Below are 25,017 nucleotides of genomic sequence, written 5' to 3' on the forward strand. Positions count from 1 at the left end.
CGCACGACGACCGGTTCATGATACCGGCGCGCGCGCCCGGCACGGCGCGTTATCCTGCGTACCCTGTGCACCCCCTGCAGTAGACGGAACCCACGTGGCTTATTGGATCAAAACCCCGGCGGAGCTGGACGAGCGCTACCGCCAGCGCCCCACCCGCATCGGGCTGGACACCGAATTCATCCGCGAACGCACCTACTGGCCGCAGCTGGCCCTGGTGCAGATGGCCGTCGGCGATGAGATCCTGCTGATCGACCCGCTGATCCCCGGCATGAACGAGGCACTGGCCCCGTGGCTGGCCGACACCGCCATCCTGAAGATCATGCACAGCGCCAGCGAAGACCTGGTGACCTTCAAGGTCGCCTGCGGCGTGCTGCCGCGGCCGCTGTTCGATACCCAGATCGGCGCGGCCCTGGCCGGCATCGGCGGCGGCATGGGCTACCAGAAGCTGGTCAACGCAGTCACCGGCGTCACCCTGGCCAAGGGCGAGACGCGCTCGGACTGGATGCGCCGACCGTTGTCCGACGCGCAGCTGGACTACGCCGCCGACGACGTCGAGTACCTGTTCGCCATCCACGATGCGATCGACGCCAAGCTCGGCGAACTCGATCGCCGGCAATGGCTGCACGACGATGCCGAACGCCTGCTTGCCAGCGTCGAGCATGACGAAGACCGCTGGCCGCACGTGGCGATGCGCTCGGCGCAGTTCATGGACGCCCCCGCGCAACACCGCCTGCTGCGGCTGCTGCGCTGGCGCGACGTGCAGGCGCGCGCCAGCGACAAGCCGCGCAGCTGGATCCTGGACAACGAACTGGCGGCGGTGCTCGCCCGCACGCCGCCGGCCGATGTCCCGGCACTGGAAAAGCTGATGGAGAGCTTCCCCAAGGCGCCGCGCAAACTGGCCAGCCAGGTCTGGCAGGCGCTGGACACGCCGCTGGACGACGAGGCCGACGCACCGCTGGCGCTACCGGCCAACGACAGCAACAAGCAGGCGCTGAAGCGGCTGCAGGATGCGGTCAGCGCGCGTACCGCCGAACTCGGCCTGCCCGACGGCGTGCTGGCCTCGCGCAAGCACCTGGAAAGCTACCTGGAAAGTGGCCAGTGGCCGCCGGCACTGGCGGGATGGCGCCGGGAACAGCTCGAACCGGTGCTGGCCCCGCTGCTGCCGGCCTGAGCCGGCGGATCGGCCCCCGGGGCGAGCGCAGACTGCTGGCCCCGTCCTCCCATGCGCGGATGCACACCGCACCGCCCGGCAGCCCATCCGGGCTGCACCCGGGCGTGCGGCCTCGCGCACCTCACACGTAGCCGCGTGATTTCAGCCGTGCCCAGCGCTCGGGCCCGATCGCACGGCGCATCCCGGGTAGCGGATCAAGGTTGCCGCTGTTGTCGGCCACGGCCACCACGAAATCCTCGGTGGTGTGCAACAGCGCACGGCGTTCGGGCGCGTCCAGCCACGCGGCCACCTGCTTCAGCACACGCCTGGCCGACACCGGGCTCTGGCGCAGCGCCATGTACTGGCCGTGGCGCTGGCATGCCTCGGTCAGCGCGGGGAGATCGAACCAGTGTTCGTCGGCGTCGCCCTGTGCATGGCGGATCTCGTCGGGCGCCCACAGGTAGTAGCGGACGTCTTCGCCCCGCGCCAGTACCGCATCTCGATACGACTGCCGGCCCCAGACCAGGAATGGCGGCCATGCGGCGGTGGGGTCTTCGTCGGTGAAGCACAGCAACAGGCAATACAGGGGTTCGGTGCGTGGAATGCGCGGCAGTTGCACCGCGATCGCCTCGATCAGCAGCCGCTCGACCTCGGCACCCAGCGTTGCCAGGGTTTCACCCGGGCGTGGGCGCTGGTACTCCAGGCGCCGCTGTCCGCTGGGGCTGCCATCGGCCTCCAGGTATTCCAGCACGATCGTATCGAGCTGGCCGGCATCGTCGTAGGCATAGAGGTTCTGGCACCACCAGGTGGGCTGGTCCGACGACCAGTTTTCGATCACCACGCGCTGCAGCTGCCCGCCCTGCCAGTGGTAGGTCTGGTTGAAGCCGCGCGCCGCATCGACGAGATCCAGCGCGAGCAGGCGCCCGTCCTGCTCACGGTGCGCCCACGCTGCGTTGATGTCGCCATCGGCATCGAACCCCAGGCCGTGGCGCACCCCGGGTGCGTGCAGCCATGCCATGGTGTGACCGTTGGGCCAGCACTCGATCAGTACCCGGTCGTGCGCGTCCAGGCCGTGCTGCACGTGCACCTGCGGTTTGGCCTTTGCATCGGCGATCCAGCGCGTTGCCGGGCCACCATGGTGTTCCTGCGAGAAGGGCGTCTGCGACCCCATCGATTCGTTCGCCCAGCGCCAGCGCACCACCTGCGCCCGGCATCGGGCCAGCAGGTCGATGGCGGCGGACGGGTCCCGGTAGCGGGCATACAGTTCTTTGAGCATGGTCGGGCTCCGTTCAACGCCAGGCACCTGGACATCGCAGGCGCCGGCTGCGGCTGCGGACGATAGCACGCAGGTGTGCCAACGCCGATGCCTGCAAACGACAACGCCCTGCGGGTGCAGGGCGTTGTGGGCGATACATCGCACGGCTACCGGCACCGCGTCATCGCGGTGCCGGCACGTGCCGCTTACCAGTTCATGTTCAGCGAGACACCCACGGTGCGCGGTTCGTTGTAGACCGCGGCCATGTAGTTTTCGATCACGCCCTTGAGGTTCTTTTCGTTGGTGATGTTGCGCGCGAACAGCGCCACTTCCCACGCACCGTAGTTGCCGGAATAACCCAGCTTCAGGCCGCCTTCGAAACTGCCCTTGGAGTTGAACTCGGCCGAGTCGTACAGCACGAAGCTGGTATAGCCCTGCTTGTTCCAGTCGGTGGAGACGAAGAACACATCGCTGTCGTTGACCGGCACGTCGTAACGCGCGGCCAGGTTGATGTTGTACTTCGGCGCGTTCGGCAACGGGTTGCCGTTGATCTGGGCGAAGGTGTTGGCACCGACCTTGATGGTCGGGTCGTTCACCGTGCACACCACCGCGCCGTTCAGCGCGCAGACCTGGGCATAGACGCGGTCGTCCTGGATTTCGCTGTGCAGCAGGCTGACGCCGGCGCTCAGGCTCAGGTTCGGGATCGGGCGCAGTTCCATGTCCGCTTCCAGGCCGTAGGCCTTGGCCTTGTCGGCGTTGAACAGCACGCCGTTGCCATCCGAATCGTTGCCGTTGAGCTGGATGTCGTTGACCACGTAGGTGAAGGCAGCGGCATTCACGCGCAGGCGGTTGTCCCACAGGCTGCTCTTGATGCCTGCTTCCCAGGACAGGATGGTTTCCGAATCGGCGGTGGTGAAGTCGGCATTGAACACCGCCGAGCGACCCTGGATGGTCGGGCCGCGGAAGCCACGGGCCACGCGCGCATACACGCTGAACTGCGGGTTGAACGCGTACATCGCGCTCACGTCCCAGCTCGGGGTGGTGTCGGCCATTTCCACGTCGGTGCGACCCTTGTAGGTCACCACGCCGGCGGCGGTATCGGCGGTCTTGAGCAGGCGGGTGTGCTTCTCGTCGCGGGTCTGGCGCAGGCCGGCGGTCAGGGTGAACTTGTCGGTCACGTCATAGCTGACCTGGCCGAACCCGGCCCAGGAGGTGTTGACGTTGCGCAGGCGCACCCAGTTGTTCGGGTTGCGTGCATTGCCCTGCAGGAACCAGGCGCGCTGGTAGAAATCGGTGGTGTCGCGGCCGTCGAAGTAGAACGCGCCGACCTGCCACTTGAGGCGGTTGTCGTCGCCATTGGCCAGGCGGATTTCCTGGGTCCACTGGTCCAGGTCGCGGATCTGGCCCATCGACTGGCCGTAGCCGTTGGCCACGCCGTTGACCGGGAAGTTGGCCGCGGCGCCGCCGTCGGTATCGCCGCGGCTGTAACCGGAGGTGGTCTCGTAGGCGGTGATCGAGGTCAGCGAGACATTGCCGAAATCGTAGACCGCCTTCACCGAACCGCCGTAGGTCTTGTAGGACTGCGGGTTGTTGTCCGCCTCGTCGTAAGCCACGCGGTCGCGCGCCACGTCGGTCTTGTTGGAGCCCTTGGTCACCGCGCCACGCAGGAACAGGGTGGAGGTGCCGTCATAGTCACGCGCATGCGCCGAGGCCAGCAGCGAGAAATTGTCGCTGGGCTGCAGCAGCAGCTGGGCGCGCACGTTGCGGTCGTCGAAGCCGCCCATGGCGTTCTTGCGCGGCGCGACCGTGCCATCGGCGCTGGGCCCGGTGTAGGTGTTGTCCACGTAATCATCGCGGTGCTGGTACAGCGCCGACACGCGGAACGAGGCGATGTCATTGATCGCACCGCCCACGCCGCCGTCGATGGCCACGCTGCCGTAGCTGCCATAGCTGGCCTGCACGCGGCCGCTGGCGTCCTGGCTCGGCTTGATGGTGTCGAACTTGACGATGCCGGCGGTGGTATTGCGGCCGAACAGCGTGCCCTGCGGGCCGCGCAGCACTTCGATCTGGTCCACGTCGTAGACCGGGTTGGACTTCAGCACCACGTGCTCGAGGACCACGTCGTCCTGGATGATCGAGACCGGCTGCGAGGCACCCAGGTAGAAGTCGATGTTGCCCAGGCCACGGATGTAGAAGCGCGGGAAGATGCGCCCGGTGGTGGTCTCGGCGTAGAAGCTGGGCACCTTGCCCGACAGCGCCAGCAGGGTGTCGTCGCCGCCGGCGGTGTAATCGCGGATCTTCTCGCCCTGGACCACGCCGACCGAGACCGGCACTTCCTGCAGGTTGCGCTCGCGGTGGTCGGCGTTGACGGTGATGGCATCCAGCGAGGTCGGCGTGGCGTCCTGCGCCATCGCGGTGCCGGCCAGGCCGAACAGCGCGGTGGTGGCACAGGCCAGCGCCAGTGCATGGCGGCGCGGCAGCGCGGTGGAACGGCGGGACGACATCGACGCGGGGGTGGTGCGATAGGCAGGCATGCAGGGTCTCGGGGGTACGGATCTGGGTGGCGTGCGGCGCACGCGGATGAACAACATCGACACCGCTGCGCGGGCAGCGATGGGGCACGGTATTGCGTGGATGTTGCAGGCTGGTTGCAGGGCGATGCGGGGGACGGCCGTCCATCCCCCTCCCCTGGTCTGCTGGCTGAGCCGCCGGGATTCTGGCGCGGATTATGCCCGCTCGGAGCGCAAGCTGAAAGAGCCAGCCCTCTACTCCTCTTCAATGCACTGATGAATGCGCCCTCAATCACACTTTACAGGCAGTCGGCGGCGACTCCGTTCAAGCAGCCGAACCGCCTGCTCCAAAGATACGTATTTCAGCACAGATTTATGCGAAAAAAAGCCGCATCATAGTCAGAGTCTGCAATACATCACCCAGGAGCTAAGCCAGTGCTCGATTCAGCCGATACGCTAAACTCAAGTCGCCGCAAATTCTCATCGATCTTCGGAATAGGTAGTATCGGCGCGGCATTGCTCGCCACGCAGACCAGCAGTGCAATGGGAGGGGGCGCACAGAGCAATGACCTGACGGACACAAGAACTGTTTCTCCGAGCAGCGAAGGGGCTGCGATTTTCATCAACGTTCAGGACTTCGGTGCGCGAGGAGATGGCGTCACTGATGATCAAGCTGCCATCCAGAGAGCTATCGACAGCGCCGGAAGTCGAGGTGGCCACATCGTATTTCCTCCCGGAACCTATGTTATTGGATTTCCGATATTCATCCAAAGTCGAATTGAATCTACCGCAAGCATATTAATTACCGGTTCTGGTCCGAATTGCGTCATCCAGGCAGGCAGTGGGTACCCGGACAATGTCGCACTTGTTTATGCACTAGGCGGAGGGATTTTACTTCAAGACATTGGGCTTGACGGAGCGAATCGCGCGCAAAATGGAGTGGAATATGCATACCCGCCACCGAGTCGACCGGATGACGCAACGATTCACATAAATAGAGTATCTTTCTCTCTATTCCTGTCACACGGCTTTCACTGCGTAGGTGGAGAGGGCTATCAAATTCGTGACTGCTTTTTCAATACACTCGGGGGATACGCGGTTTGCAGCCGCAATAACGGAATAAACTCGTTCGTAGATGGAAACTACATGCTAGGCTGCGGAGGGGTGTATCTAGGCGCGACAGATGCACAGCCTGAAGGCGTCCGCATCACAAACAATACCATCCTGTGCTCAGGCGGCGCAGGCATTGGAGTATTCGTAGACAAAGGGCTTGAGATAATTATATCGAACAATGTAATTGATCAAGTAAAGACGTCATCTGTCGTAATAAGAAACAATAGCTCCTACGTGAAGTGCATTGGAAATTGGCTGTCATGCAAGACTGGCGGAATAATTATGTCAATTAACGACAATTCAAATTCCGTAACCATACTAGGCAATACGTTCGAGGGAGGCGAGTTTCAACTTTCAGTCGCGTCGGCCTTCCCGGGAATGATTCACGACATCACCGTCAGCAACAACATTTTCAATAACGCCCTGAATACCGCGATATTCATGAACAATGTTCAACGCGCCAGCATCTCTTCAAATAGCTGCAGAAAAAGCGGGGAGGAGTCTTTCTTTTGGGGTGACGGGCGATTTGGAGTGTCCATTGGAAATATCTTTTGGAAAGCACCAAATGTGGGCGCTGGACTTAGCGAAAGCATGAATACTGGCTGGTAACCCCCGCACCCAATACCCTCCCGCCAAAAACTAACTGATACGATAAATGACATCACTCGATCACCATAGTGGCCGTATTGAGTGATGTTATTTTTAGAATTCCGAGGCTATCCACTTTCGGATTTATTTCCCTCCTTCTCCGTTTCTCGGCTTGAGATGCCAATGTCAACCAACCTTCTTCAGCAACTGCTGACGGAAGGCTGATTTAGGCTCTCGATGCTGGCCCGATCTGTTCAATGCACCGGGCCGAAGGCGATTGCCGAACGCTGGTGTCACCTCGGGCCACGTAGCATGCGAACTGACGGCACGGAGCATTAGCGGCATGTTGAGACCGCAGGCGCCACCGCGCGGAATCAGGCCGCCGCGGACTCAGGCCGCCGCGGACTGGCGCTCGGCGCGAGGGCTGCCGGCCAGTCGGAAACGGCCCACTGTCTGCTGCAGGTCGGCCGACTGGGCATTCAATGCACGCGCCGCCGCCGAGGCCTCTTCCACCAGTGCCGCGTTCTGCTGGGTCACCCCGTCCATCTGCACGATGCCCTGGTTGACCTGCTCGATGCCCGCGGCCTGCTCCTGGCTGGCGCTGGCGATGTCTTCGATCAGGCCACTCAATTCGCCCACCGAGGCGACCACCCGCTGCAGGGTCTGGCCGGCCTGGCTGGCCAGCTGGCTGCCTTCGGCAACCTGGCTGCCGGAGGCCTCGATCAGGCCCTTGATCTCGCGCGCGGCCTGTGCCGAGCGCTGTGCCAGCGCCCGTACCTCCGAGGCGACCACGGCAAAACCACGCCCTTCCTCGCCTGCGCGGGCAGCTTCCACCGCCGCATTGAGCGCCAGGATGTTGGTCTGGAAGGCAATGCCATCGATGACCGTGGTGATGTCGGCGATGCGGTGCGAGGACGCCTCGATCCCGGCCATGGTCTGCACCACCTGCGCCACCGCCGCCCCGCCCTGCGCGGCCACCTCGGCCGCGTCGGTGGCCAGCCGGTCGGCGCGACGTGCGTGGTCGGCGTTCTGCTTGACCGCCGCGGTGAGCTCCTCAAGCGAGGCCGCCGATTCTTCCAGGCTGGCCGCCTGCTGCTCGGTCCGCCGTGACAGGTCCTCATTGCCCGCCGCGATCTCGGCCGAGGCACTGGACACCGATACCGCCGCCTGCTGGATGTCGCCGACGATGGCGGTCAGCTGCGCCACGGTGGCGTTGGCATCGTCACGCATGGTGGCGAACACGCCCTGGAACTCGCCGTCGATGCGGCCACGCAGGTCGCCGGCGGCGAGCGCGCGCAGCAGCCCGGACAACGCGGCGAGGTTGCGGTCGGCGGTCACCATCAGGGTATTGAGGCCCTGGACCATGTCGCGGAAATCGTACTCGAAGGCCTCCGCGTCGCCGCGCTCGCTGAAGTCGCCGGCGGCCGCCGCCGCCACCAGGCGCTTGATCTCGCCGTTGATCGCCAGCAGCCGCCCGCGCACGCCGTTGACCGCCTCGGTGATCAGCGCCTTCTCGCCAGGCAGCTCTTCCATCGACGCCGACAGGTCGCCGCTGGCGTAGGACCGCACCAGGTCGACCATGCGCATCTTGGTCTCGATGTGCGCGGCCACCAGTGCATTGGTGCCGGTCACCATCGTGCCGAACTCGCCCTCGAACCGGCTGGCGTCGATGCGGTGGCTGATCGCGCCATCGGCGTGGCGGCGACTCATCTCGTTCTGCGCCTGGATGATCTCGCGCAGCTTGGCCTGCATCTGTTGCAGTGCGCCCATCAACTGCCCGACCTCGTCCTGCCGCGCGACCACGATCTGCCGGTCCAGGCGACCGGCCGCCACATCGCGCGCCACCTGCCCGGCCTGGGCCAGCGGCGTGGTGAGCATGCGCTTGACCACCACCAGCAGGGCCACGATTACCACCAGCAGGCCCAGCCCGGCCACCAACGCGATGCGCAGCATCAGCGTGTGCAACACGTTCTGCAGCACCGACACCGGCTCCAGCCCGAGCACCGCCCACTGCCAGGGGCCGTACGCCTGGGCCGAGACGAAGTAGGCCTGCGCAGGGCCATCGGCGCGCTCGCGGATGTGCAGCGTGGCCTGGTCGAGGGTGCCGGCAAGTAGTGCTTCCAGCGCCGGCAGGTCGGCGGCGTCCACATGCGCGGTGATGGACTGGCCCTCGTCGGCCGGTGCGACGATCAGGCTGCCATGGCGTTCGCCGGGACGGGTATCGACCGCCAGGAAGTGGCCTTCCTTGCCGAGCTGCGCGCCGCGCAACCGGGTCTTCAGCGCCGTCAGCCCGTCGGAGTAGTTCTGGCCGACGAAGGCGATGCCGGCCACCTCGCCGTTGGCGTCGGTGATGGGCATGTAATGGGTCATGTAGTCCACCCCGAACAGGCGCGCCGGCCCGGTGTAGCGGCCGCCCTCAAGCAGCTTGCGGTACGCCGGATGCGCATGGTCGAGCACGGTCCCCAGCGCACGCGCGCCCTCGGCGTTGCGCAGCGAGGTGGACACCCGCACGAAATCCTCCCCGTCGCGCACGAACACCGTGGCCACGCCGCCGGTTGCGCTGGCGAAGCGATCCACGGCGGTCTCCTGCAGGTTGATCACCTGCGCCCCCAGGCGCAGCGTCGGCACCTGGCGCTCGCCGACCGCCATCGGGTGGGCGGTGTCCACGCTGGCATCGCCCTCGGGCAGCAGCGCGCGGAAGGTGCCGGCCATGCGTTCGGTGCTGTCGCTCAGGCTGCGGTCGTACAGGTCCACCGAATCGCGCATCAGCGCGGTCGAGGACTGCAGGCCGGCCTGCACCCGCTGCTGGTAGCTGCTGGCGGCCTGGCGATAGATGAGCACCGCCAGCACGACGAAGGCAACGGCAGTGATGATGCCCATCAGCAGCGCGAGGCGCGCGCCGATGGACGAGGAGAAAACGGTGGCGGCACGGGTCGTCATCGTTGGTACTCGAGGAGAAAAGTGTGGGATGTTCGTCACACTTCTTATCGGCACCCTTTCTGGTCCTCTTTACGTTTTCCTGCCTAGTCCTTTTGTACTAGGGACAGTACGCAAGTGCTTGTTTCATATGGTTCAAGCGTGAATTGGTTCTTCACAAATCCACTCGAACGTTCAGAATTCCGGCGCGCGGCCGAGGACGGAGGCCGTCGTACCCGCTTGAGGGCGTACGCACGCCCCCGTACGTGCGGGATTGCAGCGGGTCTTGGCAGCGCCCCATTCACGGCGCTAGACTAGGCCCAACGCGAGGCGGTGCCTGCGGGGTTGTTGCGGTATCCGTGGGGCCATAGCTCAGCTGGGAGAGCGCGTCGTTCGCATCGACGAGGTCAGGAGTTCGATCCTCCTTGGCTCCACCACCATTCCAGAAAAAAGCCCCGGGTCTCCCGGGGCTTTTTTCGTTCCGGCGATGCCCGCGACCGGCCGGTCGCGGTCGCGCCGGCTCACGCAGGGTTATCGTCCTTGCGCGGCGGCCGGCGGGTTTCCGCATCGTGGATCGCCTGGTCGGTCTGCGCGGGCCGCTGCCGGGCCGTTTCGTCCTGCTTGCGGTCCTGCTGGCTTTCCTTGACGCCTTCCTGCTGGACCGGCTGCTTGTCTTGGCTGCTCATGCGCTGTACTCGTCGGGGGAGGCAGCCACGCTAGCCCGCCGGTCGTGAGGCAGGGGTCAGGGTCGCGTCGGCGCCGCGTGCGCAGTCACTCCAGCTTGACCACCAGCTTGCCGAAGTTGCGCCCCTTGAGCAGGCCGAAGAAGGCCTCCGGCGCGTTGGCCAAGCCCTCGACGATGTCTTCCCGATACTGCACGCGGCCGTCCTTCAGCCACTGCTCCATCTCCTCCAGGAACGAGGGGAACAAGGTGTTGAAATCGGACTGGATGAAGCCGCGCACCGTGAGACGTTGGCGCAGCACCTGGCTCATGAAGCCGGGCAGCCGGTCCGGGCCGGGCAGGACCGCACCGCGCGCGTTGTACGTGGCGATGGTGCCGCAGACCGGGATGCGGGCGAAATCGTTGAGCAACGGCAGCACCGCCTCGAACACGTGGCCGCCGACGTTCTCGAAGTACACATCGATGCCGTCCGGCACCGCCGCGCGCAGTTGCGTGGCGAAATCCTCGGCGCGGTGGTCCAGGGCCACGTCGAACCCGAGGGTTTCAAGGTAACGGCGTTTCGCTTCACCACCGGCGATGCCGACCGTGCGCGCGCCCTGCAACCGGGCGATCTGCCCCACTGTCGCACCGACCGGCCCGCTTGCCGCCGCCACCACCAGCGTTTCCCCCGCTTGCAGCCGGCCGATTTCCTGCAGGCCCGCATAGGCGGTGAAACCGGGCATGCCATGCACCCCCAGCGCGGTACTGATCGGCAGCCCGGTGTCATGCAGCCGGCGGGTAATGGCCTCGCCATCCACCACCGCGTGGGTCTGCCAGTTGCCGGTCGCCAGCACCTGTTCGCCCACGGCGAGGCCGGGGTGCGCCGAGGCGATCACCTCCGACACCGTTCGCCCTTCCATCACCGCGCCCAGCGCTACCGGCGGCGCGTACGAGGGGACTTCTTCCATCCGGCCACGCATGTACGGATCGAGGGACAGATAACGATTGCGCAGCACCACCTGGCCCGGGCCGGGTGTCGGCACGGGCACCTGCTCCACGCGGAAATTGGCGGCCACCGGTTCGCCTTGCGGGCGCGAGGCCAGCACGACGCGGGTATTGGTGAGGTCATTCATCGGTGCAACTCCGGGCGGGTATGACGGGAGGTTCGACACTACGCGCCGTGGACGCCGCGCGGCGGCGGGGTAAAACAGCGTTCCACCGGTGCACGCCAGTGCGCGCCGCGCAGGCCTTGCGCGCCGGGGATCGCGGCCCCTGGTGGGGTTGCAGCGTTCCATCGGCACGGCGGCCCTGCCGCGACATGGTCAGCGCGCGCAGCGTGGCGCATCATCACGCCATGAACGCATTGCCTGTCCATTGGCGCCAGCGCCTGCGGCGCGCCCTGCTGCCGGCGCTGGTCTCGGCCACCACCGTGGTGGGCCTGGCCTGCTGGGCGGTACTCGGCACTGAACCGGGCTGCCGGGCCGCGCAGGGCCGCTGGTCGGGCGAGGGCCAGTGCCACACGCGGCTGTGCCTGTTGCAGGGCGACTGCGGCCGCCTGGCCTCGCCTGTGGTTGGCTGCGCTGCCGTCCATCCGGGCGATTCCCGGGCCACGGTCTATTTCCACCTTGGCAACCCGCTGCCCGGCCCGGCCGCGCAGCCACGCTGGCCGCTGGCCAAGGAAAGCAACGGCATGATCCAGGCGCGTTTCGATGGCGAGCGGCTGCTGAGCCTGGACTGCCCGGTCGCGGTCGCGGCCCCGGCGGCTGCACCGTAAACCGCGCAGCGCGGGCGCTCAGCTGGCCAGACGGACCGCCTCGCCGATCTCCAGCGCCGCCCCGCAGTGGGTGCAGCGCGACGTGCCGAACAACAGCGGCAGCTTCTCGGCGAGCGCGCCGCCATGCGTCTGCGCCATGCCCAGCAGCCAGGCCTCCGCCTCGGACGCCGGGGGACGGTCGCCGCCGTCGATCGGCGCCTTCGGCACGCTGCGCCCGCCGATCCATTCCTGGTCGGTGACGAATGCCTGCGCGTCATCGATCACGATGTACAGATCCGACCGGCAGGCCGGACACACCCCCGACAGCTCGCCCTGAAGCACCCCGGCCAGGTTCCGCGACCAGAGCCGTTCGCCGCGGAACGCAAGCACGGCCTGCAGCAGGTACACGACATCCGTCTCCGCACCGGGTGCATCGCGCCGCTGTCGCAGGGTCTGCACGGCGCAGTCGTCCAGCGACTGCAGCACCTGCGCATGACCGGGCAGCACCACCGGTACGTCGTCGCCATGCGCGACGATCGCACCGGCCAACACCAGCGGCTCCAGCCGCGTCTCCGGCGAGCCTCTCAGCGCCGCGCGCAGCAGATACGGCAGCGCGTGGACACTGGCCGTGTAGACCGTGGACTGGTGGCAGAGGCGCGACCAGAGTTCGTCCCAGTCCACCCCGGCAATCCCCGCACCGGCATCCAGTGCGTCCAGCATGGCGCCGGCGGATTCGGCACTGCCGTAGGCATCGTGCAGTGACATCCAATCGGGCATGGCGTTACTCCAGAGGCGGCGAACCCGCCATCGAACGAGGGAGGATTGTCACCGCGATCGCCGCCATTGCAATGGGCTGACCCCCATTTCGACCCGGAACATGTAATTGAACGCCGATGCCGAAGCGTAGCCCAGCGCATGCGCGATCACGGTCGGCGAGCGGCCCTGGGCCAGCCATTCGATCGCGCGCAGCACGCGCAACCTTGTGCGCCACGCGCGCACGCTCATGCCGGTCTCGCGCTCGAAGTGGCGTGCCAGGGTGCGGGTGGAGACGCACAGTTGCGCGGCCCATGCCTGCATGGGGCGCTCATCGTCGGGCTGGTCGTACAGCGCCTGGCACCAGCGCTGCAGGCGCGCGTCCTGCGGCCACGGCAGGTGCCGTGCATGGCGGGGCTGGCGCAGCAGTTGTGCGGCGATCACCGCGCACAACGCGGCGTAATAGGGGCCGTCGTCGTCGGCGCGGGTGCCGTCCAGTTCGATGATCAACGCCCGCAGCAACGGCGACACGTCCAGCACCATGCACTGCGCCGGCATGCCGGCGGCGATGGCATCGGCCACATAGAGGTTGCGGAACGACGCGTCGCCCAGCGCGCGGGTGTGATGCAGCGTGCCGGTGGGGATCCACAGTGCCTGCTGCGGGGAGATCACATACCGCGCGTGCGCGGCGCTGACCTGCAGCACGCCGTCGGTGGCGAAGGCAAGTTGATTCCAGCCATGCACGTGCGGGGGAAAGTGCTCACCGGGGGCCATCTGCCGGCCATGCGCGACCACCGGCCACGGCAGCGCGCGCAACGGTGGCACGGCCAGCTCGCGACCGGCAGCGCCGGAGGTGGCCGGACGGGTTTGGCGCTTCATCGACATGATGGGTCATTCTATCGAAAGACAGCCGTACCCGGATCGCCGAGGATCGCTGCGTCCCCCACCCCGCCGACCGCCGATGCCTGCTTCCCGCCCGCCCTCTCCATCGCCCCGCCCCTGGCAGGTCATCGGCGCCGGCATCTGCGCGCTGGTCCTCACCGTGGGCCTGGCCCGCTTCGCCTACACCCCGTTGCTGCCGCTGATGCGGGTCGACGCCGGGCTCAGTGCCGCGCAAGGCGGCTGGCTGGCCACCTTCAACTACCTCGGCTACCTGCTGGGCACCCTGCTGGTGGCGCGGGTGGGCGATATGCGCGTGAAGTTCCACTTCTACCGCATCGGCCTGCTACTGGCGGTGCTGGCCACCGCCCTGATGGGCATCACCACCGACGTGGCGCTGTGGAGCGCGCTGCGCTTCGTCGCCGGCCTGTCCAGCACGGCCGGGCTGCTGCTGGCCTCGGGGCTGGTGCTGAACTGGCTGCTGTCGCAGCAGCAGCGGCCTCGCCTGGGCCTGCACTTCGCCGGGCTGGGGTTGGGCATCGTGATCTCGGGGCTGGCGACGGCGGCCCTGGCCGGGCATGCCGGGTCCAGCGCCCAGTGGCTGTGGCTGGGCGGGCTGGGCCTGCTGTTCCTGGTCCCGGCCTGGCGCTGGATGCCCGCGCCGGTGGCGATCTCCAGCCACACCGACGCCAACGCCCCGGCGCCGCCCGGGCGACGCTGGCGACAGCTGCTGGTCGCCGCCTATTTCTGCGCTGGCGTCGGCTTCGTGGTCAGCGCCACCTTCATCGTCGCCATCCTCGAACAGACCCCGACGTTCCATGGCCACGGCAGCGCGGTGTGGGTGGTGGTCGGCCTGGCCGCCCTGCCCTCCACGTTCGGCTGGGACCGGCTGGCCGCGCGCATGGGCCTGATCCGCGCGCTGATGCTGGCCTTCGCGCTGCAGGCGGTGTCCTTCGTGCTGCCGCTGCTGGATGACGGGCTGGCGGCCGGGCTGGGCAGCGCGCTGCTGTTCGGGCTCACCTTCGCCGGCATCGTCAGCCTCACCCTGACCGTGGTGGGCCGCCATTACCCGCACAACCCGGCCAAGGCGATGGCCACCCTCACCCTCAGTTATGGCGTGGCCCAGATCGTGGCCCCGGCGCTGGCCGGCACGCTGGCGCGCGACAGCGGCTCCTACCAGGCGTCACTGCTGCTGGCGGCGGTGATGATGGTGATCGGCATCGTGCTGCTGTGGTGCATGCCGGACGACACGCACTGAGCGGCGCAGGGCGTGCGTGCTGAACCGATATTCATGCGCACGCACCGGGCACGCGGGCATGCTGGATCAAGCACTTGCCTGCGCCTGCGTACCGCGCGGCAACAAATGTGAAATTTTTTTCGCGAAACGCTTGCCGAACCCTGCATACCTCCGTATTATTCGCGTCCTCGCCAGCGGCAACGCAGCGATGAAGTGGCCGAGTAGCTCAGTTGGTAGAGCAGGGGATTGAAAATCCCCGTGTCGGCGGTTCGATTCCGTCCTCGGCCACCAGTATTCGAAAAGACCTGCAGAAATGCAGGTCTTTTTTTTGCGTGTTCTCTCCGTTGCGGGACGCTCTGCAGGCAGCGCCGGATCGACGGCGTCGAAGGCGAGGCGCGGACGATGCGACACCGATCAACGCACCGGGTTGGCTGCGGCGCGCGCACTCCGCACGCCCCGCACGCCCCGCACGCGGTACGGTAACGACCTGGATGCACGTCCTCCCGGTGCCAGCGGCTGGCCAGCCTGCGGTCACCCGCTCCCTCCGCGCTGACAGAACCTTTACACGCCCATGCATGCCTGCACCTAAGCTCGAACGTCCAGCCGAGAGGTCTGCCATGCATCTTCGCCCTACCCTGCTCGCCGCCGGCATGCTGCTCTGGGCTGGCCTTGCGACGGACGCCGTGGCCGCCGCGCCCGTCACCTCCGTGCCCGCCCTGGACATGGGCCGCTACGCCGGCCAGTGGCACGAGATCGCGCACCTGCCGGTGTCGTTCCAGAAAAAGTGCGTGGGCGACATCACCGCCACCTATGCGCTGCGCGCCGACGGGCGGATCAGCGTGCACAACGGCTGTCGCATCGCCGATGGGGAGCGCATCGCCGCCGAAGGCGTGGCGCGCCCGGTCGAGGGCCATCCCGGACGCCTGCAGGTACGCTTCGTGCCGGACTGGCTGGCGTGGGTGCCGCTGGTCTGGGCCGACTACTGGGTGATCGCGCTCGATCCGGACTATCAGTGGGCCGTGGTCGGTGACCCGGCCCACAAATACCTGTGGATCCTGTCGCGCTCGCCGAGCATGGACAGCGCCCTGTTTGCCCGGCTCAAGGCGCGCGCCGAGGCGATGGGCTACGACCTGGCACCGCTGAAGGTGATGGCACCGCTCGACTGAGCACCTCCCGGCCGGCTTACTCCTTGGCGCGCTGGCGATAGTCCAGCGGCGGCGTGGCGCGCTCCAGCAGCGGCACATAGCGGAACTGCGCGCCACGTCGCTGCGCGAACTCCTGCTTCGCCGCCGCCACCGTCTGCGGCGACTGCAACAGGGTTACCGTGGCCAAGGCCAGCACGCGCGCGGCGTTGAGCGCGCCCTTCGCACCGATCGGCGCCCCCGAGGCGGCCACCGCCTGCCAGCTGTGTGCCGGTGTACCCGGGACCCAGGTGGCGGTACTCAGGCCGACGGTCGGCACGTTCCAGCTGACATCGCCGACATCGGTCGAGGCGCCGCCGGCCTGCTCGGCGCTGTAGGGCTCCAGGGATGCCGCGCTTTCCAGCGCAGGGCGCTGCGGCAGGCTTTGCTGCAGTTGCTGCGCGAACGCGGTATCGGCGGCGTCGTAGATCACCCCACCCACCCGCTGCAGCGAACGCTGCATGATCTGGCCCAGCACATCGTTGGGCAGCAGCGAGTACACGCCACCGGTAGGCTCGAATGTCGCCTCGGTGCCGGTGCCCATCGCCGCACCGCGCGCGGCCAGTTGCAGGCGCGCGATCACATCGCGTACCACGGCCGGATCCACATGCCGCACGTAGTAATAGGCTTCGGCTGCGTCCGGCACCACGTTGGGGGCGGCACCGCCATTGCTGATCACGTAATGGATACGCGTGCCGTCGGGCACGTGCTCACGCATCATGTTGGCCATGTCGTTGAGCGCCTCCACACCATCGAGCGCCGAACGCCCGCGATCCGGCGCGAGCGCGGCATGCGCGGCGATGCCCTTGAAGCGGAACTTGCCGCTGATGTTGGCCAGGCTGGTGCCCTGGGCGGCGGAGTTGGCCGAGGCCGGGTGCCAGTGCAGGGCCACGTCGACATCGTCGAACAGACCCGCACGGGTCAGGTAGACCTTGCCACTGCCGCCTTCCTCGGCCGGGGTGCCATACACGCGTATCTCGCCGTCGCTGCCGCTGGCCTTCAGCCACTGCGCCACGGCCTGCGCCGCGCCGACCACCGCCGCGCCAAACAGATTGTGGCCGCAGGCCTGCCCCGCGTCCTGGCCCGGCAGCGGGCTGCGCGTCGGCACGGCCGCCTGCGCCATGCCCGGCAGCGCGTCCATCTCGGCCAGCAGCGCGATCACCGGGCCCTTGCCGCGGGTGCCATAACGGGCCACGAACGCGGTCGGCATGCCGGCCACCCCGGCCTCGATGCGGAACCCGGCCTTGCGCAGTTCCTGCTGCAGCAGCGCCGAGGCCTGCACTTCCTGGTAACCCAGCTCGGGCCGCGCCCACAGTGCCTGCCCGACCTCGGCCTGGCGGCCGGCGTAGGCGTCCACTGCCGCCAGCACGCTGTCTGGCGCATCGGCGGCGGACGCCGGCAACGCCAGCGCCCCGACCAGCACGGCTACGGCGATGCGCAGATGCCACGCCATCTCAGTAGAACCGTACATTGTCGATCTCGAACCAGATCGTCTCCCCGGCCCTGCCGGTGCCGGAGAACAGCAACTGCTGCACGTCGTCGCCGCGCCATGCCGGCAGCGGACCCGTGCTGCGGTACGGCGGCTGGCCCCGCAACGCGGTGAAGGGAATCTCGAGCGTCCGCCAGCTGCCGCTGGTCGCCAGCGGCGCGCTCCAACGGCGCCCCTCCAGGCCGCGTGCCTCCAGCCGCAGCGTGGCATCGGCACGCACGTCCACGCGCACGCCGTGCCAGCGGCGCAGGTCGGCCGGTGCCACCGACCCGCGCGTCAACGGCAGGATCACCGCTGCATGCGCATCGTCCTTGCTGGACAGCCGGGCCTGCATCGAGAGCGCCTTGCCGCCCTGCTCGCGGTCGATCACGGCGGTGACCTGCACGGTGCGGTCGTTGCCGCCGTCGGCATCGTCATTGCGCAGCGTGTCCAGCGCGGTGCGTTGGTCGGCGCGTTCGAAATCATCGACGAGCGCGTCGATGGCCAGCGGCGGCAGCGCGGTGGCACGGTTGCCGGCCGGTTGCCGTACGCCCTTGCCCACCACCTGGCGCCCGGCCACGTAGACCTGCTCGGTGTTGCGCACGTCGCTGATGCGCTCCCACGGCCGCCCCCGGACCAGCAGCAGGTCGGCGCGCTTGCCGACCTCGATGCTGCCACGGTCGCCCAGCGCCAGGGCCTCGGCGCTGTCACGGGTGCCGGCCAGCAGCGCCTCGGTCGGGGTCAGACCGGCCTGCACGAACAGCTCCAGCTCACGCAGGGTGGACGCGCCGTGCGGGGTGCCGGTCATGCCGGCATCGGTGCCGAGCACGATCGGAATGCCGGCATCGTGCAGGGTCTTGACGTTGTGCAGCGCGTTGGCGAAGTTGGCCTCGCGCTGCCGGTACGCCTCGGTGCCGGCGCGCGCCTTGCCGCTGCCATCCACGCGTTCGGGCAGGTACACCGCCAGCGACGGTGCGTAGCGGGTGCCATGCTGCTTCATCAGCGCGATCAACGCCGCGTCGGCCGGGCCGTCCTGCACGCTGTGCGCCAGCGCATCCACGCCGGCCCGCGCGGCCGTCTTGCCACGCTTGACCATCACGGTGTGCGTGAACACGCGCAGCTGCTGGCGATGGGCTTCGGCGACCAGCGCGGCGAGCGTTTCCTCGTCCATGCTGCTGTTGTCGGCGGCGTTGGAGTAGCGCCAGCCATCGGTGAACGCCTTGATGAAATCCGGCGCGTACGCGGCCACCGCCTTGACCGCCGCCGTGGCGGCCTCCGGCGAGTTGACCCAGCGCGTGGTGTTTTCATCGCCCCAGTCGGCGCCGTGGCCCAACGGGGTGCTCATGCGCGCGGCGAACTTCACATCCGGCGCGTCGATGCTGTGCAGCCATGCCCGGCGCGGCGCATAGGCCTCCGGGGGCTGGTGGAAGTCGCTGACCGTGGTGACCCCGGCGGCCAGGTAGCGGTTGGCGATCTGCGGCAGCGTCGCCGGCTGCGCGTTCGGCGTCCAGTGCGTGTGCAGGTCGAACAGGCCGGGCAGCAATGCCTGGCCTTTCGCGTCCACCTGGCGGGTGTGCGCCGGCGCCTTGAGCCCGCTTCCAATCGCGGCGATGCGCCCGTCCTGCACCAGCACGCTGGCCGCGAACGGTGCGCGGCCGGTGCCGTCGAACACCATCGCATTGCGGATCAGCACGTCCGCGTCGGCCGCGCTGGCCACCCCGACGGCGCCGGCCAGCAGCATCCCGGTCAACAGCGCCAGCCGGCGCGCGCGCAACACAGTCGAGTTCATTCGGGCGTCCTGGTTCATTGCAGTGAGCGCGGTGCGCTGTAGGAGGCGTTGTGCGGCGTGCGCAACCAGACATCGTTGCCGTTCTGCTCCACGTCCAGCCCCAGGCTCAGCGCGACGCTGCGGGCGAAGCCGATCGGGTCGTTGGCCGAGTACAGCCCGACGATGCGGCGGCTGCCGACCAGCGGGTCATCGATCATGATGCGCACATCGCTGTAGCGCAGGAACTGCGCGGCGGCCACCGAGAGCGTGTCGCCATTGAAGGAGAGCATGCCCTCGCGCCAGGCCAGTTGCTGGTCCAGGTCGTCGTGGCCCACGCTCTCGATGCGGATGCCGTGGGTGCGATTGGCCAGTGCGCGATGGTTGGCCAGCAGCCGGGTCGGTGCGATCGCGCCGCTGGCATTGGCCACATCCACGATGCCCTCGCGCACGAGCACTTCCACACCGCGGGTGCGCTGCTCGTTGAGGCTGACCGAGAAGCTGGTGCCGACCGCGGTCACTGCGGTATCGCGCGCCACCACCACGAAGGGACGGGCGCGGTTCTTGGCCACGTCGAACAGGGCCTCGCCGCGCAGCAGGCTGAGCTCGCGGCGCTTGTCGGTGTAATGCACGCGCACCGCCGCACCGGAATCCAGCGTCACCGCCGAGCCGTCGGCCAGCGGTACGCGGCGGATCTCGCCCTTGGCGGCGACGTAGTAGTCACCGGCATCGGTGTGCGGGTGCACGCCCAGCACCAACAGGCACAGCGAGGCAGCCAGCCCCATCGCCCACTGCAGGCGCGGCCGCGACCCGGCGACGGGCCTGGCCGCCGGCACCCGATCGGCACTGCCCAGCGCGCGGGCACGCCCGGTGCGCGCGTACACCGCATGGGCGCGTGCGTAAGCCCCGAAGTGGCGGCGATCAGACGCCAGCCAGCGGTCGCGCTCGGCCAGTTCTTCCGGCGGCAATGGCCCGCGGTCCTCGCGCGCTACCCAGCGCGCGGCCTCGTCATCGATCCGGTTCTCAGCGCCGCCTTGCATGGACTGCCTCCGTGTTGTCCGGTTTTCCCGTGGATCCTGCCTCACCCGTACCTTGTTTCATCGACTCCATCAACAACCGGATACCCTTGCATACGTGCTTTTCCACCGTGTTCTCGCTGATCTGCATGCGTTCGGCGATCTCGCGCTGCGAGAACCCTTCCACACGGCGCAGGATGAAGGCCTGGCGGCACTTGTCCGGCAACTGCGCGATCAACGCGGTGACTGTGTTGAGTTCCTGGCGCGAAGACGCCAGCCGTTCCGGTGAGGCGTCCTCACCGGTGATCGGCAGCCGATCGAACTCGGCCACCATCTCCATCGAGACCACCTGGGCGCGGCGCAGCTGCTGCAGCACCACCGATTGCGCCACCTGGTAGACATAGGCGCGCGGCTGCCGCACGTGCGAGACATCGGCCATCGCGGCCAGGATGGCGTAGGTCTCCTGCACCACGTCATCCACGTCCTGCGCCTGCGCCATGCGCCGCCTCAGCCAGTCGCGCAGCCCCCGTTCGCACGGCAGGACATGCTCGGCCAACCACAACGCCCGCTCTGCTGCCAATGTTGCGCCCATTCAAACTCCTGCTGCGCTGCCCGGCATCGACCGGGCAGCGATGTAAGGAAGGAACCGCGGATCAGAACGCCTTGGTCACGCTCGCATACCAATAACGCGGATAGGCCTGGTACACCGCCGAGGAATACCCGTAGCTGTCATCGGACACCGGCGGTCGCTTGTCGGCGAGGTTGTTGGCCCCCAGCTTGAGCGATACACCGTTGAACATCCCTTCGCTGTTGAAGTCGTACTTCACGAAGGCGTTGGCCAGGGTCTGCGATTTCACCGTCCACGGCGTGCCATCGGCCAGGGTCAGGCTGGTTTCATGGTAGCTGCTGGCGTAGCGCGCGCTCGCGCCGACGGTGACGTTCTGGTAGCGCCAGGTGAGGTTGCCGCTCCATTTCCACTTGGGATTGCCACCGTCACCGATCAGGTCGCCGCCGCCGGTGATGGCGATCGACGGATCGACCAGGCCGGTGGCCTTTGCATCTTCCAGCGCCTGCAACGCCGGCGAACGATCGCGATAGAACTCGATCAGGCGGGTGCCGTTGATGCCGATGTCGACGCGGCCGATGCCGGTCTCCGGCGAACTCCAGGCCAGGCTGTAATCGACCCCGCGCACGGTCTGCGGCTGCATGTTGACGTACTGGTCGGTGACATAAAGCACCTTGCCGGCCGGGTCCAGCCCGGTGCCGGCGAAGCGGGCGATGTCATCGGCGGTCGGCGCGGCACGCACCACGTTGGCATTGCTGCTGCCCTGCTGGCGCAGCAGGTAGTCCAGGATCAGGCCATTGCCTTCGCCGAACAGGCCGATGATGCCTTCCTGCGCGTACTTGTAGTAATCCACCGCGAAAGTGAAGCGGCCGAAGTCGTCCGGAATGAACTGCGGCTGGAACACGATGCCGGCGCTGGTATTGGTGGAGGTTTCCGGCTTGAGGTCCGGGTTGCCGGAGCGCCGCGCCGTGGTGGACGAGCGGTACGTGGTGCCGCAGGCATTGATCGAGGCCAGCGCACCGGAGCGCACGTCCGCTTCGCACTGGATGTAATCGGTGCGCGTGTTGGAGCGGCTCACCACCGTGGCGTTGACCTGTTCCAGGTTGGGCGCACGGAAGCCCTTGGCCCACGACGCGCGCAGGGTGAGCCCATCGACGACGGTCCAGCCCAGGGCCAGCTTCGGCTTGGTGACGTTGCCGAAATCGCTGTAGTGCTCGGCGCGGCCGGCCACCTGCAGGTCCAGCGCGCGCACCAGCGGGATGCCCATCTCACGCGACACCAGCGGCACCGAGAACTCGGCGAACAGGCCGGCGACGGTGCGCGACCCTTCGGTGTCCGGGGTCGGGCTGACACCGTACATGTCGCTGGGATAGGCGATACCGGTGATGCTGTCGGTGTAGGTGAGGGTGCCGTCCACGCGGGCATCGCGGTCGTCGCGCTGGGTTTCCCGGCGCACTTCCAGCCCGGTGGCCATGCCGACATCGCCGGCCCAGGTCCGGAACAGGTCCGGGCGCGAGGCCTTGATGTCCCACAGATACAGCTCGGTCTCGCTCTTGCGGGTGGCCTTGTAGAAGAAGCGGTCGAGCTTGCCGTAGTCGTTGCAGCCACCGCAGAACGGGTTGTAGGCCGCCGAGGTGGAATCCGCCAGCGCCTGCTGGAACAGGGTCATGCTGACCGCATCCTGGGTGTCCACCACCTTGGCCCTGGAATACAGCGCCGCCGTTTCCCAGTCGAAGCCGAAGTGGAAACCGCGCAGGCCGCCCAGGGCACGCAACTGGGTGTTTTTCACCTCGATCTGGGTGGGACGTTCGAAGCGGTAGCTGCTGATGCTGACCGGAATGCCGCCCGCGGCGACGTTGAGATTGGCCAGCCGGTTCGGGTTGACGCTGCCATCGGGAAGGCGGGTGGCACCGAAGGGATTCCAGTAGTTGCTGGCGGCCACGGTCATCGGCAGCGCGGCGATGGTGTTGACGCCCGACTGCAGGCTGCGCGCCTCCGACTGATACCAACCGGCTTCGCCGAAGGCGGTGATGCCGTTGTCGAAATCATGCTTGCCGGTCAGGAACAGGTTCACCCGGCGCACGTCGGGCGTGATCGACAGCGGGAACTGCGCCTGCTGGTTGTCCAGCAGGTTGCGGTCGGCACCGGCGGTGGCCTTGCTGCCGGACTGCACGCACAGGCCCTGGCCGAGACTGGCGTTGCAGCCTTCATTGGTGCCGGGCTGCACATGGAACGCGCCGGCAGCGGTGGTCAGGAAGGTAGTGCCCTGGCGCACGCGCGGACCGATCGCGGTGAAGTTGCCCCACGGGCTGTTGCTGTTGCGGTTGTCGGTGCCGCTCAATCCCTCGAACGCGGTGCCCACGAAATCCGGCGCGCGGTCGGCACTGCGGGTCCAGTCCTGGTCCAGCGAGTTCAGGCCGGTGGTGGAGTAGTAGTTGAAGGCCAGCGTGATGTTGCTGCGCAGGTCCTCGGAGTTCCTGCCGACCAGGCCATTGATGCCGAGGTCGCGCAGATTCGTGCCCTCGCCGATGCCGCGCTGCACGCTGATGGTGCCGCCGTCGACATCGTCGCGCAGGACGTTGTTGACCACGCCGGCCACCGCGTCGGTGCCGTAGATCGCCGCAGCCCCGTCGAGCAGCACTTCCACCCGGCGCAGGTTGGCAACGGGGATGGTGTTGGCGTTGTAGGTCAGCACGGGGACGAGGTTGCCATCGGCCTGGCTGGTGGGGTGGACCACGGTGCGGCGGCCGTTGATCAGCAGCAGGGTGTTGCCGACGCCGAGCCCGCGCAGGTTGACCGAGGCGATGTCGCCGCGCGCATAGTTGGAGCTGTTGCCGCCATTGGTGCCACTGAAGGAGACATCGCCCATCTGCGGGATGGAGCGGTACAACTCGTCGCCGGAAACGGCGCCGGTGGCTTCGATCTGTTCGGCCTGCAGGGTGGCGACCGGCAGCAACGCCGCGCTCTTGGCACCCTTGATCTGGGTACCAACGACGGTGACCGAGTCGAGGGTGACCGGCGCGTCGCGGGCCGGCTGCGGGGCCTGGGTGTCGGCCACGGCGACCGGTGCGGCGGCTTGCGTGGCCAGCAGTCCGCTGCTGCCAAGGGCGGCCAGCAAGGGCCGATCGGCGCGCAGTGTAATGGTACGGCCATCATCGGAGGCGACACTGAGCCCGGTCCCGGCCAGCAGTTGTCCCAGTGCTTGGCGGGCGTCCATCTGGCCCTTGAGGGCGGCGACGGCCACGGCGTTCTCGCGATCGCCGACGGCGGGGCTGATGATCTGGATTCCGGCCTGGCGGGCGAATTCCGGCAATGCTTCCTCGATACGCCCCCCGGCGATATCGAAACTGGCCTGCTGGGCCAGCGCGGGCATGACCATGCCCAGCACCGACACCATCAGGCCTCCGCGGATGGCGCGGGCCAACGGCTGCAACTTGTACGAACGCATGGATACTTCCCCGTGAAAGTGAACATGAGCGGCGATGTTTCGTACCCCCCTGAACAATCCAGATGCACCGGCGCGCGTGTTCCGCCATCGGCCGTGGATGTTCGTTGTTCCCTTGGGTCGACTTTACGGGCTTCTTTCTTTTTGCGGTGAAGCCGAACAGCTGAAGCGCTGGAAGCGGTGGGCTAGGCGTTCTTTGGCTTGGGGCAGCGCGCAAGGAAATCCGGGGCACGCCTCACGTCCGTCCCTGCAGGCTCGTTCTGCTCCATCCATGGCGCAAAACCTGTCCCGCACTCCCCTACGCCCCGCCCCTCGACAGTGGGTCGGTGCGCAACGGTGAGCGCCGGCGGTTCATTTCAGCGCGCGGACGCGCAGCACGTTTGGCGGTTGGAGCTGCCGAGCATGGCTCGGCACTACCCAGCCTCCCCCGCCCTCCTCTCCCCTGCCCCTCCCTGCCTCTCCCCCTCCCTGCCTCTCCCCCTCCCTGCCTCTCCCCCTCCCTGCCTCTCCCCCTCCCTGCCTCTCCCCCTCCCTGCCTTCCCCTCTGTCCTGCCTTCCCCTCTGTCCTCCTTTCCCTGCACTCCCCCGTCCCCTGCTCTCCACCATCCCCTCCCTCCCCAATCCATTGCCGTCGCCTTCCCATGCGCACCCGCCATGTGTGTGGGGAGGGGGGGGGGGGGGGGGGGGGGGGGGGGGGGGTGGGGGGGGGGGGGGGGGGGGGGGGGGGGGGGGGGGGGGGGGGGGGGGGGGGGGGGGGCGGGC

17 protein-coding genes and 2 tRNA genes are annotated in these 25,017 nt (G+C 67.6%); 7 read left to right on the plus strand and 12 right to left on the minus strand.

The genetic code is table 11. The features are described 5' to 3' along the window. Positions 1-94: 94 nt before the first annotated feature. Positions 95-1,171 carry a ribonuclease D gene (gene rnd / locus M2421_RS04280; protein ID WP_259203485.1) on the plus strand — a complete coding sequence of 359 codons (1,077 nt, stop codon included), beginning with the start codon at positions 95-97 and terminating at the stop codon, positions 1,169-1,171. A 121-nt stretch (positions 1,172-1,292) separates the two neighbouring features. On the opposite strand, the gene M2421_RS04285 is transcribed toward rnd, so the two are convergent. Together M2421_RS04285 and M2421_RS04290 are read right to left on the minus strand one after the other, a co-directional pair. Then, on the minus strand, positions 1,293-2,426 hold the full coding sequence (locus tag M2421_RS04285) for a hypothetical protein (protein ID WP_259203486.1): 1,134 nt from the start codon (positions 2,424-2,426) through the stop codon (positions 1,293-1,295). A gap of 185 nt (positions 2,427-2,611) precedes the next feature. Further along, positions 2,612-4,939 carry a TonB-dependent receptor gene (locus M2421_RS04290; protein WP_259203487.1) on the minus strand — a complete coding sequence of 776 codons (2,328 nt, stop codon included), beginning with the start codon at positions 4,937-4,939 and terminating at the stop codon, positions 2,612-2,614. Positions 4,940-5,350: 411 nt separating this feature from the next. Between M2421_RS04290 and M2421_RS04295 the strand changes: the two genes are divergently transcribed. Beyond that, positions 5,351-6,637 carry a glycosyl hydrolase family 28-related protein gene (locus M2421_RS04295; protein WP_259203489.1) on the plus strand — a complete coding sequence of 429 codons (1,287 nt, stop codon included), beginning with the start codon at positions 5,351-5,353 and terminating at the stop codon, positions 6,635-6,637. A 369-nt stretch (positions 6,638-7,006) separates the two neighbouring features. On the opposite strand, the gene M2421_RS04300 is transcribed toward M2421_RS04295, so the two are convergent. Further along, complete coding sequence (locus tag M2421_RS04300) at positions 7,007-9,556, minus strand: Cache 3/Cache 2 fusion domain-containing protein (protein ID WP_259203490.1); 2,550 nt, start codon at positions 9,554-9,556, stop codon at positions 7,007-7,009. 337 nt (positions 9,557-9,893) lie between these two features. Here M2421_RS04300 and M2421_RS04305 point away from each other — a divergent pair. After that, positions 9,894-9,969: transfer RNA gene (locus M2421_RS04305), tRNA-Ala, on the plus strand. 84 nt (positions 9,970-10,053) lie between these two features. Here M2421_RS04305 and M2421_RS04310 read toward each other — a convergent pair. Both M2421_RS04310 and M2421_RS04315 read right to left on the minus strand, forming a co-directional pair. Then, positions 10,054-10,218, minus strand: a complete 165-nt coding sequence (locus M2421_RS04310) for a hypothetical protein (protein ID WP_259203491.1) — start codon at positions 10,216-10,218, stop codon at positions 10,054-10,056. A gap of 85 nt (positions 10,219-10,303) precedes the next feature. Next, on the minus strand, positions 10,304-11,326 hold the full coding sequence (locus M2421_RS04315) for an NADP-dependent oxidoreductase (protein WP_259203493.1): 1,023 nt from the start codon (positions 11,324-11,326) through the stop codon (positions 10,304-10,306). Between the two features lie 221 nt (positions 11,327-11,547). Between M2421_RS04315 and M2421_RS04320 the strand changes: the two genes are divergently transcribed. Further along, positions 11,548-11,967: a hypothetical protein gene (locus tag M2421_RS04320; RefSeq protein WP_259203494.1), complete on the plus strand. Its 420-nt coding sequence runs from the start codon at positions 11,548-11,550 to the stop codon at positions 11,965-11,967. An 18-nt stretch (positions 11,968-11,985) separates the two neighbouring features. On the opposite strand, the gene M2421_RS04325 is transcribed toward M2421_RS04320, so the two are convergent. Both M2421_RS04325 and M2421_RS04330 read right to left on the minus strand, forming a co-directional pair. Next, the gene (locus M2421_RS04325) at positions 11,986-12,723 is read right to left on the minus strand and encodes a hypothetical protein (RefSeq protein WP_259203495.1); all 738 of its coding nucleotides are present in this window, start codon (positions 12,721-12,723) and stop codon (positions 11,986-11,988) included. Between the two features lie 48 nt (positions 12,724-12,771). Beyond that, positions 12,772-13,578, minus strand: coding sequence for a helix-turn-helix transcriptional regulator (locus M2421_RS04330; protein ID WP_259203497.1), 807 nt, complete (start codon positions 13,576-13,578; stop codon positions 12,772-12,774). An 82-nt stretch (positions 13,579-13,660) separates the two neighbouring features. Here M2421_RS04330 and M2421_RS04335 point away from each other — a divergent pair, with 82 nt between their 5' ends. From M2421_RS04335 to M2421_RS04345, 3 genes are all read left to right on the plus strand, one after another. Beyond that, positions 13,661-14,836, plus strand: a complete 1,176-nt coding sequence (locus tag M2421_RS04335; RefSeq protein ID WP_259203499.1) for a YbfB/YjiJ family MFS transporter — start codon at positions 13,661-13,663, stop codon at positions 14,834-14,836. 194 nt (positions 14,837-15,030) lie between these two features. Further along, a tRNA-Phe gene (locus tag M2421_RS04340) sits at positions 15,031-15,106 on the plus strand. A 326-nt stretch (positions 15,107-15,432) separates the two neighbouring features. Next, positions 15,433-15,981: a lipocalin family protein gene (locus M2421_RS04345; RefSeq protein ID WP_259203501.1), complete on the plus strand. Its 549-nt coding sequence runs from the start codon at positions 15,433-15,435 to the stop codon at positions 15,979-15,981. Between the two features lie 16 nt (positions 15,982-15,997). Here the strand turns inward: M2421_RS04345 and M2421_RS04350 are convergent, their stop codons facing one another. The 5 genes from M2421_RS04350 to M2421_RS04370 all read right to left on the minus strand — a co-directional run bounded on the left by M2421_RS04350 (position 15,998) and on the right by M2421_RS04370 (position 24,258). Then, entirely contained in the window at positions 15,998-17,449 is a 1,452-nt protein-coding gene (locus M2421_RS04350) for an amidohydrolase (protein ID WP_259203502.1), read from the minus strand. A 1-nt stretch (position 17,450) separates the two neighbouring features. Beyond that, complete coding sequence (locus M2421_RS04355; protein ID WP_259203504.1) at positions 17,451-19,253, minus strand: amidohydrolase family protein; 1,803 nt, start codon at positions 19,251-19,253, stop codon at positions 17,451-17,453. A 14-nt stretch (positions 19,254-19,267) separates the two neighbouring features. Next, on the minus strand, positions 19,268-20,269 hold the full coding sequence (locus M2421_RS04360) for a FecR domain-containing protein (RefSeq protein WP_259203505.1): 1,002 nt from the start codon (positions 20,267-20,269) through the stop codon (positions 19,268-19,270). Then, complete coding sequence (locus tag M2421_RS04365) at positions 20,253-20,837, minus strand: RNA polymerase sigma factor (protein WP_259203506.1); 585 nt, start codon at positions 20,835-20,837, stop codon at positions 20,253-20,255. The genes M2421_RS04360 and M2421_RS04365 overlap by 17 nt, the downstream gene beginning before the upstream one ends. Positions 20,838-20,898: 61 nt before the next feature. Beyond that, entirely contained in the window at positions 20,899-24,258 is a 3,360-nt protein-coding gene (locus M2421_RS04370) for a TonB-dependent receptor (protein ID WP_259203507.1), read from the minus strand. Between the last annotated feature and the right edge of the window lie 759 nt (positions 24,259-25,017).

Source organism: Stenotrophomonas sp. BIGb0135, from assembly GCF_024810105.1.
GTDB classification, from domain to species: domain Bacteria; phylum Pseudomonadota; class Gammaproteobacteria; order Xanthomonadales; family Xanthomonadaceae; genus Stenotrophomonas; species Stenotrophomonas maltophilia_AB.